At 72.1% G+C, this 15,652-nt stretch carries 18 protein-coding genes and 1 tRNA gene; 12 read left to right on the forward strand and 7 right to left on the reverse strand.

The genetic code is table 11. The features are described from left to right. The first annotated feature begins 114 nt into the window (after positions 1-114). Together AB0L00_RS01455 and AB0L00_RS01460 are read left to right on the forward strand one after the other, a co-directional pair. Positions 115-951, forward strand: coding sequence for an alpha/beta hydrolase (locus AB0L00_RS01455; protein ID WP_364426876.1), 837 nt, complete (start codon positions 115-117; stop codon positions 949-951). A gap of 16 nt (positions 952-967) precedes the next feature. Continuing rightward, positions 968-1,555, forward strand: coding sequence for a TetR/AcrR family transcriptional regulator (locus AB0L00_RS01460; RefSeq protein WP_364426879.1), 588 nt, complete (start codon positions 968-970; stop codon positions 1,553-1,555). Here the strand turns inward: AB0L00_RS01460 and AB0L00_RS01465 are convergent. The 3 genes from AB0L00_RS01465 to AB0L00_RS01475 are packed head-to-tail and all read right to left on the reverse strand — an operon-like array spanning position 1,540 to position 4,000. Continuing rightward, a complete protein-coding gene (locus tag AB0L00_RS01465) occupies positions 1,540-2,178 on the reverse strand; it encodes a response regulator transcription factor (RefSeq protein ID WP_364426882.1) in 639 nt (212 codons plus the stop codon). The genes AB0L00_RS01460 and AB0L00_RS01465 overlap by 16 nt on opposite strands. An 11-nt stretch (positions 2,179-2,189) precedes the next feature. Beyond that, positions 2,190-3,491 carry a sensor domain-containing protein gene (locus AB0L00_RS01470; RefSeq protein WP_364426884.1) on the reverse strand — a complete coding sequence of 434 codons (1,302 nt, stop codon included), beginning with the start codon at positions 3,489-3,491 and terminating at the stop codon, positions 2,190-2,192. After that, entirely contained in the window at positions 3,479-4,000 is a 522-nt protein-coding gene (locus AB0L00_RS01475) for a hypothetical protein (protein WP_364426887.1), read from the reverse strand. Before AB0L00_RS01475 ends, AB0L00_RS01470 begins: the two co-directional genes overlap by 13 nt. Positions 4,001-4,191: 191 nt before the next feature. Here AB0L00_RS01475 and AB0L00_RS01480 point away from each other — a divergent pair, with 191 nt between their 5' ends. After that, positions 4,192-4,389, forward strand: a complete 198-nt coding sequence (locus AB0L00_RS01480; RefSeq protein WP_364426889.1) for a hypothetical protein — start codon at positions 4,192-4,194, stop codon at positions 4,387-4,389. A 110-nt stretch (positions 4,390-4,499) separates the two neighbouring features. On the opposite strand, the gene AB0L00_RS01485 is transcribed toward AB0L00_RS01480, so the two are convergent. Continuing rightward, a complete protein-coding gene (locus AB0L00_RS01485; protein ID WP_364426892.1) occupies positions 4,500-5,186 on the reverse strand; it encodes a helix-hairpin-helix domain-containing protein in 687 nt (228 codons plus the stop codon). Positions 5,187-5,293: 107 nt separating this feature from the next. On the opposite strand from AB0L00_RS01485, the gene AB0L00_RS01490 reads away from it, so the two are divergent. The 7 genes from AB0L00_RS01490 (at position 5,294) to htpX (ending at position 12,893) form a co-directional block, all read left to right on the forward strand. After that, a complete protein-coding gene (locus AB0L00_RS01490; protein ID WP_364426895.1) occupies positions 5,294-5,785 on the forward strand; it encodes an NADH-quinone oxidoreductase subunit I in 492 nt (163 codons plus the stop codon). After that, positions 5,782-6,441: an NADH-quinone oxidoreductase subunit J gene (locus AB0L00_RS01495; RefSeq protein ID WP_364426898.1), complete on the forward strand. Its 660-nt coding sequence runs from the start codon at positions 5,782-5,784 to the stop codon at positions 6,439-6,441. Before AB0L00_RS01490 ends, AB0L00_RS01495 begins: the two co-directional genes overlap by 4 nt. Continuing rightward, complete coding sequence (nuoK, locus tag AB0L00_RS01500; protein WP_364426901.1) at positions 6,441-6,806, forward strand: NADH-quinone oxidoreductase subunit NuoK; 366 nt, start codon at positions 6,441-6,443, stop codon at positions 6,804-6,806. The genes AB0L00_RS01495 and nuoK overlap by 1 nt, the downstream gene beginning before the upstream one ends. Beyond that, a complete protein-coding gene (locus AB0L00_RS01505) occupies positions 6,803-8,842 on the forward strand; it encodes an NADH-quinone oxidoreductase subunit L (RefSeq protein ID WP_364426903.1) in 2,040 nt (679 codons plus the stop codon). The genes nuoK and AB0L00_RS01505 overlap by 4 nt, the downstream gene beginning before the upstream one ends. Before the next feature lie 61 nt (positions 8,843-8,903). Continuing rightward, positions 8,904-10,445: an NADH-quinone oxidoreductase subunit M gene (locus AB0L00_RS01510; RefSeq protein WP_364426906.1), complete on the forward strand. Its 1,542-nt coding sequence runs from the start codon at positions 8,904-8,906 to the stop codon at positions 10,443-10,445. Next, on the forward strand, positions 10,442-11,899 hold the full coding sequence (locus AB0L00_RS01515; RefSeq protein ID WP_364426909.1) for an NADH-quinone oxidoreductase subunit N: 1,458 nt from the start codon (positions 10,442-10,444) through the stop codon (positions 11,897-11,899). The genes AB0L00_RS01510 and AB0L00_RS01515 overlap by 4 nt, the downstream gene beginning before the upstream one ends. Before the next feature lie 136 nt (positions 11,900-12,035). Further along, positions 12,036-12,893, forward strand: coding sequence for a zinc metalloprotease HtpX (gene htpX / locus AB0L00_RS01520; RefSeq protein WP_345352534.1), 858 nt, complete (start codon positions 12,036-12,038; stop codon positions 12,891-12,893). Positions 12,894-12,924: 31 nt separating this feature from the next. Here the strand turns inward: htpX and map are convergent, their stop codons facing one another. After that, a complete protein-coding gene (gene map, locus AB0L00_RS01525; RefSeq protein ID WP_364426912.1) occupies positions 12,925-13,683 on the reverse strand; it encodes a type I methionyl aminopeptidase in 759 nt (252 codons plus the stop codon). A 36-nt stretch (positions 13,684-13,719) separates the two neighbouring features. Between map and AB0L00_RS01530 the strand changes: the two genes are divergently transcribed. Beyond that, entirely contained in the window at positions 13,720-13,986 is a 267-nt protein-coding gene (locus AB0L00_RS01530) for a helix-turn-helix transcriptional regulator (RefSeq protein ID WP_364426915.1), read from the forward strand. A 48-nt stretch (positions 13,987-14,034) separates the two neighbouring features. Here AB0L00_RS01530 and AB0L00_RS01535 read toward each other — a convergent pair whose 3' ends face one another. Together AB0L00_RS01535 and AB0L00_RS01540 are read right to left on the reverse strand one after the other, a co-directional pair. Then, a complete protein-coding gene (locus tag AB0L00_RS01535) occupies positions 14,035-14,313 on the reverse strand; it encodes a hypothetical protein (RefSeq protein WP_364426918.1) in 279 nt (92 codons plus the stop codon). Between the two features lie 359 nt (positions 14,314-14,672). Continuing rightward, on the reverse strand, positions 14,673-15,164 hold the full coding sequence (locus AB0L00_RS01540) for a YajQ family cyclic di-GMP-binding protein (protein WP_364426921.1): 492 nt from the start codon (positions 15,162-15,164) through the stop codon (positions 14,673-14,675). A 160-nt stretch (positions 15,165-15,324) separates the two neighbouring features. Between AB0L00_RS01540 and AB0L00_RS01545 the strand changes: the two genes are divergently transcribed. Then, a tRNA-Tyr gene (locus AB0L00_RS01545) sits at positions 15,325-15,406 on the forward strand. The last annotated feature ends 246 nt before the right edge of the window (positions 15,407-15,652 follow it).

Consider the following 15,652-nt stretch of genomic DNA (forward strand, 5'->3'; position numbering starts at 1 on the left):
ACGCCCGCCCACGATCGTGGGCGGGCGTTCCTTTTCCCTGCCGGGGACGCTTGACGGCAGTCGGCTAACAGCATTAGCTTTATGGCTATGAGCATTAGCCAAGAGGAGATGGCCATGACCGAGTTCCTGAACGTCGACGGCGGACGGATCGCGTACGAGGTGGCCGGTGAGGGTCCGCTGGTCGTGCTGGCGCACGGCATGGGCGACCTGCGCAGTGCCTACCGTCACCTCGCGCCCCGGCTCGTCGCGGCCGGTTTCCGGGTGGCGAGCGCCGACCTGCGCGGGCACGGCGAGTCCAGCACCGGCTGGGCCTCCTACACCCGCACGGACACGGCCGGGGACCTGCTCGCGCTGATCCGGCACCTGGGCGGGCCGGCGGTCGTCGTCGGCCACTCCTTCGCCGGCGGGGCCGCCACCATCGCGGCCGCCCAGGAGCCCGAGCTGGTCGGCGCCGTCGTCGAGATCGCTCCCTTCACCCGGGCGCAGAAGCTCGACCTCGGCGGTCTCCTGCGGGTCGGGCGCTACCGCAAGGGCCTGACCCTGCTGATGAGGACGGCGATGACCGGCAGCGTGGAGTCATGGACCCGCTATCTCGATCACGCCTACCCCGGCACGAAGCCCGCCGACTTCGCCGACCAGGTCGGCGCGATCCGCGCGAGCCTGAGCGACAAGGACCGGATGACGGCCCTGCGGAAGATGGGGCAGTCCAAGCCGACCGACGCCGGCGCGCAGCTCCCGAACCTCACCCGTCCGGCCCTGGTCGTCATGGGCACGCTCGACCCCGACTGGGCCGACCCGACGGCCGAGGCGGACGGCGTCGTCGCCGCGATGCCCGCCGGACGCGGCACCGTGGCGATGATCGGGGGCGCCGGGCACTACCCGCACGCGCAGTTCCCCGAGGAGGTCGCCGCGGTCATGGTGCCGTTCCTCAAGCAGCACACGGCCGCCTGACGGAGAAGGAGCGACCATGCCGCGAGGCAGACTGACCGCCGCCGACGTCGTGCGGGCCGGCGCCGAGCTGGCCGACGAGGTCGGCTACCAGGACCTGGCGATGGGCACGCTGGCCCAGCGGCTCGGCGTTCGCACGCCGTCCCTGTACAAGCACGTCGCCGGCCTGGACGACCTGCGACGCCGGGTCGCCACCCTCGCCGTGACCGAGCTCGGCGAGGCCGTAGGGGCCGCCATCCAGGGCAAGGCCGGCTCGGACGCGCTGGCGGCCTTCGCCCGGGCGTTCGCCGCGTACGTCACCGCCCACCCCGGCCGCTACACCGCGACGATCGGCGCCGAGGTCACCGGGCCCGGAGACGAGCTCTACGACGCGAGCGCCCGGGTGCTCGAGTCGATGGCCGCGATCCTGCGCGGGTACGGCGTCGAGGACGGCGAGATGGTGCACGCCCAGCGCACGCTGCGGTGTCTCTTCCACGGATTCGCCGCGCTCCAGGCGGCCGGCGGGTTCCAGTGGAGCGGCGACGCCGACGAGAGCTTCGACTGGATGATCGGCTTCGTCGACCGCGGGCTCAGGGGCGAGGCGCGGCCCGGTCAGGACCTGAGGTAGTGCAGGACCGCCAGCACCCGCCGGTGGTCGTCGCCGGACGGCGCCAGGCCGAGCTTGGTGAAGATGTTGGCGATGTGCTTCTCCACCGCCCGGTCGGAGACGACGAGGGTCTTGGCGATCGCCGCGTTCGCCCGGCCCTCGGCCATCAGGGCCAGCACCTCCCGCTCCCGCGGCGTCAGCGCGCCGACGCCCTGGTGGCGGGCGCCCAGCAGCTGGGCCACCACCTCGGGGTCCAGCGCGGTCCCGCCCGCCGCGACCCGCCGCAGCGCGTCGACGAAGTCGTCCAGGTCGGCGACGCGCTCCTTGAGCAGATAACCGACGCCCGCGGGCGACCCGGCGAGGAGGTCGGCGGCGAACCGCGTCTCGACGTACTGGGAGAACAGCAGGATCCCCGTACGCGGGTGGTCACGGCGCAGGTCGATCGCCGCCCGCAGCCCCTCGTCCGTGTGCGATGGCGGCATCCGGACGTCGATGACGGCGACGTCCGGGCGGTGTTCGGCGACCGCCTCCCGCAACGCCACGGCGTCCCCCACCCCCGCGACCACCTCGTGGCCACGTACGGCCAGCAACTGGGCCAGCCCCTCCCGGAGGATGACGGCGTCGTCGGCGATCACGATGCGCATGCGGCGGGTCCTCACGCCTGAGGAGGGAGTTCGACGGTGATCAAGGTAGGGCCACCGGGAGGACTGACGACCTCCAGGAGGCCGTCGACCGGCCGGATCCGCTCGGCGAGGCCGGGCAGGCCCGAACCCGCGCCGACGACCGCGCCACCTGAGCCGTCGTCCCGTACGCGCAGTCGCAGGCGATCCTCGTGCTGGACCACCTCGATCTCGGCACGGGTGGCGCCGCTGTGCTTGATGACGTTGGTCAGCAGCTCCGCCGCGCAGAAGTACGCGATCGACTCGATCGCCGCCGTCGGCCGTACGGGGATGTCGGCGCGCAGCTCGACGGGCAGCCCGGCGCCCGCCACGAGGGTGGCCAGGGCGGCGTCCAGCCCGCTGTCCAGGACCGGCGGGTGGATGCCGCGGACGAGCTCGCGCAGTTCGGTGACGGCCTCCCGCGCCGTCGCCTGGGCGGCGGTGGCGAGGTCCCGTACCGGCCCCTCCGGCGCCGTCTCCCGCAACAGGGTGAGCTGCATGGTCAGCGCGACCAGCCGGGCCTGCGCGCCGTCGTGCAGGTCCCGCTCGATGCGGCGGAGCGTCGCGGCGGCGTCGTCGACCGCGCGCGCCCGGGTCTCCTCCAGCGTGCGGATGCGCGCGGCGGCGGAGGAGTCGCCGAGCAGCCGCCGGATCAGGATCCGGTCCAGCAGCACGACCGCGTGCACCGCGCGCGGCGCGACGAACAGCAGGACCGCGCCGACGGCCGAGACGAGCAGCGCGCGGGGCCAGGTGTCGAGGTGGAAGGCGCCGACCACGAAGCCGTGCCGGATCATCCCGCGCTCGTCGCGGGTCGTCACGTCGTTCCAGCCGAACGCGCGCTGCAGCGGATAGGTGAGCGCGACGACGCCCCATCCCCACGTGAACAGAATGACGTAGAGATGGAGCAGGGCGAGGGGAGGCCGCACGAGGAGGTACGCCATCGCCCGCCAGCCGGCGGTGTCGCTCAGCACGGCCTGGACCCGGCCGTAGAGGCCGGTGCCGGGACGGTGCGGCGCCGGCGGCCGTACACGCTCCCCGAGGAGCCGCCCGGCCAGCGCGCGGTGCAGGCCGCCGAACCGCCGGGCGCCGACCAGGGCCACGGCGAGCAGGGGAATGCCGGCGGCGGTGACGGCCAGGCCCGCGCCGAGCGCGAGCGTCAGCACCGCGTACCCGAACCCGAGGACGGCCGCCGGAATGCCGAGCACGGCGTACAGCAGCTCGGCCGCCGCCCGCCGCCCGAAGGCCGCCCGCGTGGCGGCCACGGGCCGGAGTGCCGTGTCGAGGGTCATCCGTTCCATCGCCCCAGAATCCGGACGTGCAGCGCGGTCAGGCCGCGCAGGATCCACGGCATGAGGTAGAGGAACGTCAGCCCGCCGAAGACCGCGTGGAACGCCCAGACTCCGGCGAACGTGGGGCCGCCCCACGCGTGCTCGTACGATCCGCCCATGCCGATCAGCCAACGTACCGGGTAGGCCAGGTTGAGGACCACGAGCGACCACCCGTAGCCGGTGATCACCAGGCCGGCGAGGGCGAGCGGCAGGGCGGCGATCCCGCGCAGCCGGGTGGCCCGGACGCCGCGGCCGAGGAGCGCGCCCGCCAGCCGGCGCTGCAGCCGCCCGCCGTCGGCGATCGCCAGCAGTGCCGCGACCGGCGCCAGCAGGAGGTAGGCGGTACGCCGCCACGGCTCGGCGGTGAAGGGCGTCCGCCACCAGGCGGCCATCGGGGACTTGGTGGTCAGCACGGTCATCGAGGTCTCCTCGGTCGAGCGGCGATGTCGTGCCTCCATGCTCGCGTTCGACCAGGTCACCGGACGATCGTGGCAGTACGGAAACCGGGAGTTCGGTTTACCCCACCCCCGCGCCAGCGGCCTGCGGCCGTCGATGACATGGCTGCCGAGTCGGCTCGATGCCGGACGGTCTTCATCGGTCTCGTGATCGCGATCGCGAGGCCCCCGCCCATCCGCGAGGGACGGGCGGCGATACAGAAGGAGGACATCGAATGGCTAAGCCTGGAAACTGCCGTACCTGCGACCGCCCGCTGGGCTGGCACGAGGGAGGGGCTTGCCCCCGGTACGCTGACGGCTCGCCGGCCTACGCCCCGAAGACGAAGGGCGAGAGGGTCAAGGGGGCGCTTCGCGGCGCCTTCCTGGACGCCAAGCCGAAGAAGCCGAGGGGACGCGACCGCTTCACCGCGTAGGTGGTGTGGCCGACCCGAACCGGGGCGGGAGGGGTTCCCTCCCGCCCTCTTCCTTCGGTCGAGTCGAACGGCCGGCGTCGGTGCGGCCGTGTGCCCGGTGGGCTCCGGCGTCAGGTGAGGAACAGGCCGTACTCGGCGAGGTCGGGGACGATGCGGGGCGGCAGGTCGGCCTGCAGTGCGAGCTCCTCGGCCGAGATGAACGCGCCGTGCTCGGCCCGGCAGCGGACGATCCGGTCGACGAGCTCCGGTGTCACGCCCGGCAGCAGGCGCAGCGCCTGCGGCGGGGCGTGGTTCACGTCGATCAGCCCGCCGTCGTCGTACGCGCGCGGGTCGAAGTCGGGTCGGCCGATGCGCAGCTCGTGCGCCAGCCCGCGGTCCTCCAGCGCGATCCGGCGGGCCTCCGCGCGGAGCGTCCGGCGGTACCGCGCGGCCTCCACGACCCGGCGGTTCCGCTGGTCGCTGGGGTCGGCGGGCGGGTAGAGGCGCTGGCGGGCGCCGAGGGCGTGCATGGTGCTGACGAGCCAGGTGCCCAGCAGCAGGAGCATGCCGTAGGTGTGCGGCCGGTCGCCCCGCGCCTCGATCGCCTCGTACGCCGCCGTGAGCGCTGCCGCGTACCCCGCCGCGGCCACCGCCATCCCCGCCGACCGGCGCCGGACCGCCGCGTACAGGAACGAGACCGGCGAGCCGAGGCCGACGGTGACGAGCGGGACCGCCGCCCAGCCCAACCCGTCCGAGGGAGGGCGCGGCGGAAGCCGCGACGGCCCTCGTCCGGGCGGGGGCATCGGCGACCGCGTCATGGGGCGATGGTAAGCCGGAGGACCTCCGAAGCGCCGCACCCCGGTTCGGCACGATGGGTATACGGTCGATTCGGAAAGACGCTCCCGATACGTAATCATGGTGACCCGTGGCACGGCTTCCCGGAACTGGCCTGGCGAAGGGGCTCGCGGTGACGCTGCGCACGATGACGCGCCGGTCGATCACGCGGCAGTACCCCGAGGTGCAGCCCGACCTGCCGCCGCGCAGTCGTGGCGTGATCGCGCTGTTCGAGGAGAACTGCACCGTCTGCATGCTCTGCGCCCGTGAGTGCCCCGACTGGTGCATCTACATCGACTCGCACAAGGAGACGATGCCCGCCCCGGAGGGCCGCCGGGCGCGTACACGTAACGTCCTCGACCGGTTCGCCATCGACTTCTCGCTGTGCATGTACTGCGGCATCTGCATCGAGGTCTGCCCGTTCGACGCGCTGTTCTGGTCCCCGGAGTTCGAGTACGCCGAGTACGACATCAACGAGCTGACGCACGAGCGGGACCGGCTCCGCGAGTGGATGTGGACGGTGCCGCCGCCGCCCGCGCACGACCCCGGCGCCGAGCCGCCCAAGGAGCTGAAGCCGAGGTGACCGCGGCGGACGTCGTCATCGTGCTGCTCGGAGTGGTCGCCGTGGGCGCCGGCGTGCTCGTGGTCGCGACGCGGCAACTCGTGCACGCCGCGCTGTGGCTGGTCGTGTCGTTCGGCGCGCTGGCCGGCTCGTACCTCGTGCTGACGGCGGAGTTCGTCGCCTGGGTGCAGGTGCTGATCTACGTCGGCGCGGTCGTCGTGCTCCTGCTGTTCGGGATCATGCTGACGCGCGCCCCGATCGGGCGTTCGGAGGACCTGGACTCGGGCAACCGGATCGTCGCCCTCGTCGTCGCGGTGGCGACCGCGGGCGTCCTGGTGACGACGCTCGTCCGCGGGTTCCGCTCGGCGTACGTGCCGATCAAGGACCGGGTGGGCAGCGGCTCGTCGCACACGCTCGGCGGGAGCCTGTTCCAGACGTGGGTGCTGCCGTTCGAGGCGCTGTCGGTGCTGCTGCTGGCCGCGCTGATCGGCGCGATCGTGCTGTCCCGTACCGACATCCGCGGTGCCGGGCCGGAGCCCGAGGAGGACCCGGAGCCCCGGCGCCGGCCCACCGCGCCCCGGGGCGCGGTCGCGCGGCGGCTCGGCGCGGCCAAGCGGCGGCCCGCTCCCGACGACGAGGACACCATCGTGCTGTCCCGCGTGGACGAGGAGATCTGATGCATCTCGTCTACCCGGTGGTGATCGCGGCGCTGCTGTTCGCCGTCGGCGTGTACGGCGTGCTCGCCCGGCGCAACGCCATCCTCGTGCTGATGTCCGTCGAGCTCATGCTCAACGCGGTCAACCTGAACCTCGTCGTCTTCGACATGCGGTGGGCCGACCGGCTGCACGGCGGTCAGGTGCTGGCGCTGTTCGTCATCGTGCTGGCGGCCGCCGAGGTGGGCATCGGCCTGGCGCTGGTGCTGCTGATCTACCGCAACCGCCGTACGGTCGACGTCGACCGGCTCCGCACCCTCGCCGAGGGCGATTCGGACCCCGACCTCGACGTCGGCGCCATGACCGACGACGAAGGGGTGCGCCGGTGATCGTCGTGGCGGCCGTCGCGGTCGTGCTCCCGTTCGCGGCCGCCCTGGTCGGCATGCTGTTCGGGCACACCGTCTCGCATCTGCTGTCCCCGCTGGCCCGCCGGTTGCGGACCTCGTCGCCGGGCACGACGCGGCGCGGCGCGCTGGTGCTGGCGCGGCGGATGCCCGCGAACGGCCCGGCGCTGATCGCCGTCGTGCCCGTCGCCGCGTCCACCGTGCTCACCGCCGTGCTGGCCGTGGCCCAGTTGCGGAACCCCGCGTCGCACGTCGGCACGCTGACCCGGATCCCGACGGGGACGGCGTCGATCGCGCTGTCCCTGCAGGTCGACGGGCTCGCCTCCGTGGTCGCGTTCCTGGTCTGCTGCGTGGCGCTCGCGGTGCAGATCTACTCCGTCGCCTACATGCGCGACGACCCGCGCTACTCCTCCTACGCCGCGTTCGTGTCGCTGTTCACCGCGGCGATGCTGCTCGTGGTCCTGTCCGGCGACCTGCTCGTGCTGTACGTCGGGTGGGAGGTCATGGGCATCTGCTCGTACTTCCTCATCGGGCACTACTGGCACGACCGGGCGACCTCGCGCGCCGCCGTGAAGGCGTTCCTCGTCACCCGGCTCGGCGACGTGGGGTTCCTGTTCGGGATCTTCGTGCTGGGCCTGGCGGCGCACTCGTTCCAGATCCGCAAGATCATCGAGTCGCTTCCGTACATGTCGCACACCGCGCTGCTGGCCGGCACGCTCCTGCTGCTGTGCGGCGTCGCGGGCAAGAGCGCGCAGTTCCCGCTGCACACCTGGCTGCCGGACGCCATGGCCGGCCCGACGCCGATCAGCGCGCTGATCCACGCCGCGACGATGGTCGCGGCGGGCGTGTACGTCGTCGCCCGGCTCTACCCGGCGTTCTGGTTCGCGCCCACGTCGCTGGCGGTCCTCGGCGTCATCGCCGCGATCTCCATGCTGGGCGCCGCGCTCGCCGCGCTCGCCCAGGACGATCTCAAGCGGGTGCTGGCCTACTCCACGATCAGCCAGCTCGCGTACATGGCGGCCGGTCTGGCGGTCGGCGCGCGGGACGGCGCGGTGTTCCACCTGCTGGCGCACGGGGCGTTCAAGGCGCTGCTCTTCCTCGGCGCGGGCTGCGTGATCGTCACGGCCGGCTCCAACCTGATGAGCGCGATGGGCGGCCTGCGCCTGGCCATGCCGGTGACGTTCTGGTCGATGACGGTCGGCTTCGCGGCGCTGGCCGGGATCCCGCCAGCCAGCGGCTTCTTCAGCAAGGACACGATCCTGTCCCAGGCCTGGAGGGCGGCGCACCTCGCGGGTTCGCCGTCCCGCCATGACGCCATCTACATGCCCGTACGCCACATGATCCCGGCACGATCGCACGAACGCGGGGTCACCGGGGGATACACCTACGCGCTGCGGCAGGCCCTGCACGGGGCCCCGCCGGCCATCCCGTCCTGGGTGGCGTGGCTGGTGCTGGTGACCGGGCTGGTCACCGCCGTGGTGACCGCCGCGTACGCCACGCGGACCTGGCTGGTGACGTTCTTCGGGGAACGGCGGTCGGCGTTCCGGGCGCGGGAGGCGACGCCGCTGATGCGCTGGCCGGTCGCGGTCCTCGCCGTGCCGTCGCTGCTCCTCGGGCTGGTCGGGCCGTTCAGCGACCGGCTGCGGCCCGAGTGGGGCATGGCGGTGGTCTCGCTGCTGTGCGCCGCCGCCGGGGCGGGCGGCGTCTACCTCGTCTGGAACAACGACCCGGCACTGGACCCGGTCCGCCTGCTCGGCCCGCTGCGGCCGGTCCTGCGGGCGGCCTTCTACGTGGACACGGTGTACGACGTGGCGATCGTACGGCCGGTGCGGGCCCTGGCCCGGCTCGTCGTCCACGCCGACGAACGCGTCGTCGACGCGGGTGTCGAGGGCTCCGGCCGGGGCGCGCGGCGGCTCGGCGGCCTGCTGCGGGTCACCGAGAACGGCAACGCACAGGCGTACGTCTCCGGGCTCTTCGCGGGAGTGGTGCTCATCGTGGTCGCGGTGGTGGTGCTGACATGATCCTCGCGGCGAAGCGGGCTGTGCCGGCATCGACCCGCACGGCGGAGCGGGCGGTGTCGACATGATCCTCGCGGCGATGCTCGCGGTGCCCCTCCTCGGCGCGCTGGGGATGCTGGCCCCCCTGCCCGGAAGCCCGCGCCGGGTCACCCGCCTGGCGAGGCTGTACGGCCTGGTCGTGTCCGGCGTGACGCTGGTGCTGGCGGTGATGGCGGCGGCCGCCTTCGACTACGGCCGGCGCGGCGCGCAGCTCGGCGTGGACGTTCCCTGGGCGAAGTCCATCGGGCTCCGCTTCCACCTGGGCGTCGACGGAATCTCGCTGCCGCTCGTCGTGCTGACGGCGACGCTGACGTTCCTGTGCATGATCTACACCGCGCGGGTGCTGCCGGCCCCGGCCGAGTCGCGGGACGGATCGCCGCAGGCGCTGATCGGGCTGGTCCTGCTGCTCGAGGTCGGGATGCTCGGCACGTTCGTCGCGCTGGACCTCCTGCTGTTCTTCGTGTTCTTCGAGGTCGTCCTGATCCCGATGTACTTCGTGATCGCCGACTGGGGCGGCTCGGGCGGCAAGGACGCGGCACCGCGGGCCCGGGCGGCGGCGAACAAGTTCATCCTCTACACGCTGCTCGGCTCCGGCCTCCTGCTCGTCGGCATCCTCATCGTCGCGGTGAACGCCCACACCTTCGACATGACCGCCCTCACCGCCCGGCACGGCGCCGGCCTGTCGCACGGCCTGCAGGTCGCGGCGTTCGGGCTGCTCGCCCTCGGCTTCGCGGTCAAGACGCCGATGTGGCCCCTGCACACCTGGCTGCCGGACGCCCACACCGAGGCGCCCACCATCGGCTCCGTGCTGCTGGCCGGCGTGCTGCTGAAGATGGGCACGTACGGCTTCGTCCGCATCGCCGTGCCGATGGCACCGGAGGGCGCGAAGGTCTGGGCGCCCTGGCTCGGTCTCCTCGCCGTCATCGGGATCGTGTACGGCGCGCTGGCCTGCCTCGCGCAGCGCGAGCTCAAGCGCATGATCGCCTACTCGTCGATCGGGCACATGGGCTTCGTGCTGCTGGGCATCGCGACGCTCACGCCCGTCGGGCTGAACGCCGCGCTGTTCGGCAACATCGCGCACGGCCTCATCACCGGCCTGCTGTTCTTCCTGGCCGGGGCGGTGAAGGAGCGGTACGGCACCGGCGACCTGGACTCCCTCGGCGGCGGCATGCTCGCCAAGGTCCCGTACCTCGCGTCCATCCTCACGTTCGCGGCGGTGGCCAGCATGGGACTGCCCGGCCTGGCCGGCTTCTGGGGCGAGATGCTCGCCCTGCTCGGCGCGTACGAGCCGCACGCGGGGCTGCCGAGGCCGACGTTCATCACCTTCATGGCCGTCGGCGGGCTCGGCGCGGTCCTCACCGCGGCGTACTTCCTGCGCCTGCTGTCCAGGGTCACCCACGGTCCGGTGGCCGAGCACTGGCGCACGGCGCGGTTCGCCGACGTGCGATCGCACGAACTGCTGGCCTGGACCCCGCTGATCACCGCGACGCTGTTCATCGGGCTGTGGCCGAAGACGCTCCTCGACCTCACCGACGGGGCCGTACGCCTGCTCCTGGGGGGACGATGATCCAGTCGATCGACTACCTGGCGATCCTCCCGGCCCTGATCGTCGCGGTGGCGTCCGTGGTCGTGCTGCTGGCCGACGCGTTCGGCGCGCCGGCGAAGGCCGTCGGCGGGCTCACCGTCGTGTCGCTGGTGGCGGCCGCGGTGGCGCTGCCGTTCGGGCACGGGCGGTCGACGTTCTGCGCGGCCGCCGTCCGGCCCGGCGAGCACGTCTCCTGCTCGTACGCCGCCGACGACTTCACCGTGCTGTTCCAGGCGGTGGTGCTGCTGGCGGCCATCGTGGTGGTGCTGCTGTCGCACGGCGAGATGCGGCGGTCCGCGCTGCCGGTGGGGGAGTACCACTTCCTGCTGCTCGCCGCGATCCTCGGGGCGCTGCTGCTCGCGGCGGGCCGGGACCTGATCACGCTGGTCGTCGCGCTGGAGACGCTGTCGCTGCCGGTGTTCGCGCTGGTCGCGCTGCGAAGGTACGACGGGACGGCGTCCGAGGCGGCGCTCAAGCTGTTCCTCGTGTCGGTCGTGTCGTCGGCGGTGACGCTGTTCGGGATCAGCCTCGTGTACGGCGTCACCGGCGCGATGCACCTCGACCGGGTGGCCGCCGGGCTGGCGCACGTCCACGGCGACCTGCGGCCCGTGGCGGCCGCGGGCATCGTCCTGACCGTCGCCGGGTTCGGCTTCAAGATCGCCGCGGTGCCCTTCCACTTCTGGGCGCCGGACGTCTACCAGGGCTCTCCGCTGCCGGTCGCGGCCTTCCTGTCCGTCGTGTCGAAGGCCGGCGGGTTCGCCGGGCTGACCCTCGTGCTGACCGTCGGCTTCTGGCCGTACGGCGACACGTGGGGCCCGCTGATGGGCGTGCTGTCGGCGGCGACCATGACGCTCGGCAACCTCCTCGCGCTCCGTCAGACCGACGCCGTACGGCTGCTGGCGTGGTCCTCGGTCGCCCAGAGCGGCTACATCCTGGCCCCGATGGCCGGGGGAGCGCATGTCCGCCCGCACGAGTGGATGACCGCGACTGCGGCGTACGTCGCCATGTACGCGATCATGAACATCGGGGCGTTCGCGGTCGTCACGGTCGCCGCCCGGCGCGGCATCCGTGACCTGGAGTCCTACCGGGGCCTCGCCCGCGTCAACCCGGGCAGCGGCTTCGCGCTCGCGTTCTTCCTCCTCTGCCTGGCCGGCCTTCCCCCGGGCGTCATGGGGCTGCTCGCCAAGGTCGTGGTCTTCCGCGCGGCGGTCGGCGGCGCCGCGACCTGGCTCGCCGTGATCATGGCGGTGAACACCGTCCTCGGCCTGTACTACTACCTGACCTGGGCCACGCGGCTCTTCGCCGCCGGAAAGGCCAGGCGCGTACGGGTCGGCCGCGCCGGCGGTCTCGCGATCGCGGTGGCCCTGGCCGGGGCCGTCGCCGTCTCCGTGGCCCCTGAACTCGTCCTGCACGCGGCCGCGCTCGCCGTCCCGTAGGGCCTCCCTCCTCCGCATCGCGAGGCACCACCTGGACACCGCCCGCTACCGGCGGGGACTTCGAGACAGGCCCTGACAGGGAACATCCCTCCAGGTCAGCCCGTTGATCCTATGGGGACAAGGGGAGGTGCCGCAGTTGCGTTTCAACGGTGTCAAGACGGCCGCCCTGCTGGGGGTCATGTCGGCGCTGATCCTCCTCATCGGAGGCGCGCTGGGCGGCCGTGCCGGTCTGACGATCGCCCTGGTGATCGCACTGATCACGAACGGCGTCGCCTATTTCCTCAGCGATCGCATCGCCCTGTCGGCCATGCGCGCCCGGCCGGTGAGCGAGGTCGAGCAGCCCGCGATGTACCGCATCGTCCGGGAGCTGTCGACCGGCGCCCGGCAGCCCATGCCGCGCCTGTACATCTCGCCCACGATCGCGCCGAACGCCTTCGCCACCGGCCGCAACCCGCGCAACGCCGCGGTCTGCTGCACGACGGGCATCCTCCAGCTCCTGGACGAGCGGGAACTGCGGGCCGTCCTCGCGCACGAGCTGTCGCACGTCTACAACCGCGACATCCTGATCTCCTCGGTGGCAGGGGCCCTCGCCGCCGTCGTCACCTGGGTGGCGAACCTCGCCTGGTTCATCCCCCTGGGCAACTCCGACGACGAGGACGGTCCGGGCGTGCTCGGCGCGCTGCTGATGATGGTCCTCGGCCCCATCGCGGCCACGATCGTGCAGCTGGCCATCAGCCGCACCCGCGAGTTCCAGGCCGACGCCTCGGGCGCCCAGCTCAGCGGCGATCCGCTCGCCCTGGCCTCCGCCCTCCGCAAGATCGAGGGCGGCACGCGGCGACTGCCGCTTCCGGAGGACGGCCGCCTGACCGCGGTGAGCCACCTCATGATCGCCAACCCGTTCCGGGGGGAGGGCGTCGTCCGCCTGTTCTCGACCCACCCCCCGACAGCCCAGCGCATCGCCCGCCTCGAGGAGATGGCCGGCTACCGGAGGTGACGGGCGCCGACCGCCCGGCGTCGGCCGGGGGTCAGGCCGTCAGGACCAGCGGGCCGTCCGCGGTGATCGCGATGGTGTGCTCGAAGTGCGCGGCCCGGCTGCCGTCGACCGTCGCGACCGACCAGCCGTCGGCGAGCGTACGACCCTCGCAGACGCCGCTCTCGATCAGCATCGGTTCGATCGCGATGACCAGACCCTCCCGCAGCCGCAGGCCGCGCCCCGGCCGCCCCCTGTTGGGAACGTGCGGGTCCTCGTGCATGGCCGTCCCGACCCCGTGGCCGCCGTACCCGTCCAGCAGCCCGTACGGCCCGGCGATCGTCTCCACGGCGTAGCCCACGTCGCCCATCCGCCCACCGGGCACGGCGGCCTCGATCGCGGCCCTCAGCGCCGCCCGGGTGGTCTCCATCAGCCGCCGGGCCTCGTCGTCGACCTCGCCGACGGGCACCGTCACCGCCGCGTCACCGTGGTAGCCGTCAACCTCCGCGCCGAAGTCGATCGACAGGATCTCCCCGGCCTCGAGGACGCGCCCATCCGGAAGGCCGTGCACGATCACGTCGTCCACTGACAGGCACAGCACTCCCGGATACGGCATGGGAGCCCAGGAGGGGTGGTAGTCCAGGAACGACGAGCGCGCCCCGTGCTCCTTGAGGCAGGCGACCGCGATGGCGTCCAGCTCCGCGAGGCTGACGCCCGGCCGGACCGCGTCGGTCACCCTGCGCAACGTCTCCCCGACCACCTGGCCCGCCGCACGCATCCGCTCGATCTCGGCCCGACTTCTCAGTGTCACCATGCCGTAGATTTTAATACCAGCCATATAATCCTGCGCATGGTGCGAACCCCGCTGACCGAAGACCAGCGCGACCGCGGCCGGGCCCTCGGCCAGGTGCTGCGCGCCGCCCGCGGCCCGCGCAGCGCGGCGTCCGTCGCCGCCGAGGCCGGCATCTCCCTCGACACCCTCCGCAAGATCGAACGCGGCGCCATCGCGGCCCCCACCTTCTTCACCGTCGCCGCCCTCGCCCAGGCGCTCGACCTGGACCTGACCGACCTCGCCCGCCGCCTGACCCCCGACGACCGCTCCCGCCTCGCCGGCTGAGCCGGTCCCGGCCCGCGCGGTGGCGCCGGTCAATGCTTGATCACGTCGTCATGTGCCGTCGATGTGCCCTGTCAGTTCGCCCTCGGGCACGCCTCCGGGGAAGAACCAGATACACCCGCGCGGCTGGAGGTGCTTGTCGCTCCGGACGAGAAGAGCTCGCTGCCCACGCTGCTCGCAGGCCTGGTTGATCGCGGGCAGCATCTCCGCGTCCGTGATCGGGACATGACGGCCGTCACGCCGCCGAAGGTGCAGAGTCTGGCCGACCACCCAGTCACCGCTTCGCCAGTGGCCCACGATCCGTACACGGTCACCGGGCTGCGAGTACATCGAGACGATCATGAAGTGGAATGGGCCGCCCTGGTCGCGGGACCCGAAGCTGTACGGCCTACCGCACTCGCGGCACGTCCGATCGTACGAAGCCGTATCCTGCTCGGCAGCCATCGGTCGATCATCGCATCAGCGTCCCGCCCGGCCTACCTCCTGGGGGTCGATCCCGGTTCGGAAGATTCCGGGACATGAGCCGGCATGGCCACTCAACGCCGACGATCACCCTGAATGAGCATGTGGGGGAGTGGCCCGGGGCACATGAGAAGACGCGCACGATCGTTCACGGCGCTCTCGGTCATGTACCCCGGATGTGCCCTTCGAAGGCGGACGGTGGGTGGACGGCCGGATCCTGTGATCGACTACCGATAGTTCGTGAACTGCAGGGCGACGTCCAGGTCCTTGCCCTTGAGCAGGGTGATCACCGTCTGCAGGTCGTCCTTCTTCTTCGAGCTGACCCTCAGCTCCTCACCCTGGATCTGCGCCCGCACACCCTTCGGGCCCTCATCCCGGATGATCTTGCTGATCTTCTTGGCGTCCTCCTGGGAGATGCCCTCCTTCAGCCCGATGGTGAGCTTGTAGAGCTTCCCGGACGCCTTCGGCTCGCCGGCGTCGATCGCCTTAAGGGAGACGCCGCGCTTGACCAGCTTCTCCTTGAAGACGTCGAGGACGGCGTTGGCCCGCTCCTCGCTGTTGGCCTGAGCCTCGATGGTCTCGCCGGACCACCGGATCCCCGCGTCGACGTTGCGGAAGTCGAATCGGTTGGCGATCTCCTTGGCGGCCTGGTTGAGAGCGTTGTCCACCTCCTGGCGGTCGAGCTTTGACACGATGTCGAAAGAGCTTTCCGAAGCCACGGTTCATGTCCTCACGGGTAACGACGATCTCTCTGGAGAGCCTAGTGAGCGATCGCCCGCTCCACGGCCACCGACGTCGGTGCCCCGGCCGACCGAAACCGATGTCACCCTTGGGCTCAGAGTCCGCTATCCTTCTGAGCGTCGCTACGGCGGCTTACCCGGCGGGTTGCCCGAGTGGCCAATGGGAGCGGACTGTAAATCCGTCGGCTTAGCCTACCCAGGTTCGAACCCTGGACCCGCCACACGAGGGAGAACGGCCCTTCACCAGCGGTGACGCTGGTGAAGGGCCGTTTCGCTACTGTCCGGCTGTGTCCGACTTTCAGTAATCGTCTCCGGCGGGTCGGGTCCAATACCGGTCAACGCCGGGAGAGCGGTCACGCGGCGCTCCCCGCGCCCTCCGGGGGCTGTGTCCGGCCCCCGCGGCGACCTGGGTGCGCCGGATATCTTGGCCTGTTGTGAGGGAGAGCGGCCCCTCGTCCGAGGGACAG

Source organism: Actinoallomurus sp. NPDC052308 (assembly GCF_040679195.1).
GTDB lineage: Bacteria > Actinomycetota > Actinomycetes > Streptosporangiales > Streptosporangiaceae > Actinoallomurus > Actinoallomurus liliacearum.

What these genes read in the sequence shown, in the direction of transcription:
- AB0L00_RS01455 (WP_364426876.1), top strand. Translation starts at nt 115, where the DNA reads ATGACCGAGTTCCTGAACGTCGACGGCGGACGGATCGCGTACGAGGTG.
- AB0L00_RS01460 (WP_364426879.1), top strand. Translation starts at nt 968, where the DNA reads ATGCCGCGAGGCAGACTGACCGCCGCCGACGTCGTGCGGGCCGGCGCC.
- AB0L00_RS01465 (WP_364426882.1), bottom strand. Translation starts at nt 2,178, where the DNA reads ATGCGCATCGTGATCGCCGACGACGCCGTCATCCTCCGGGAGGGGCTG.
- AB0L00_RS01470 (WP_364426884.1), bottom strand. Translation starts at nt 3,491, where the DNA reads ATGGAACGGATGACCCTCGACACGGCACTCCGGCCCGTGGCCGCCACG.
- AB0L00_RS01480 (WP_364426889.1), top strand. Translation starts at nt 4,192, where the DNA reads ATGGCTAAGCCTGGAAACTGCCGTACCTGCGACCGCCCGCTGGGCTGG.
- AB0L00_RS01485 (WP_364426892.1), bottom strand. Translation starts at nt 5,186, where the DNA reads ATGACGCGGTCGCCGATGCCCCCGCCCGGACGAGGGCCGTCGCGGCTT.
- nuoK (WP_364426901.1), top strand. Translation starts at nt 6,441, where the DNA reads ATGCATCTCGTCTACCCGGTGGTGATCGCGGCGCTGCTGTTCGCCGTC.
- AB0L00_RS01510 (WP_364426906.1), top strand. Translation starts at nt 8,904, where the DNA reads ATGATCCTCGCGGCGATGCTCGCGGTGCCCCTCCTCGGCGCGCTGGGG.
- AB0L00_RS01515 (WP_364426909.1), top strand. Translation starts at nt 10,442, where the DNA reads ATGATCCAGTCGATCGACTACCTGGCGATCCTCCCGGCCCTGATCGTC.
- map (WP_364426912.1), bottom strand. Translation starts at nt 13,683, where the DNA reads ATGGTGACACTGAGAAGTCGGGCCGAGATCGAGCGGATGCGTGCGGCG.
- AB0L00_RS01530 (WP_364426915.1), top strand. Translation starts at nt 13,720, where the DNA reads ATGGTGCGAACCCCGCTGACCGAAGACCAGCGCGACCGCGGCCGGGCC.
- AB0L00_RS01535 (WP_364426918.1), bottom strand. Translation starts at nt 14,313, where the DNA reads ATGTACTCGCAGCCCGGTGACCGTGTACGGATCGTGGGCCACTGGCGA.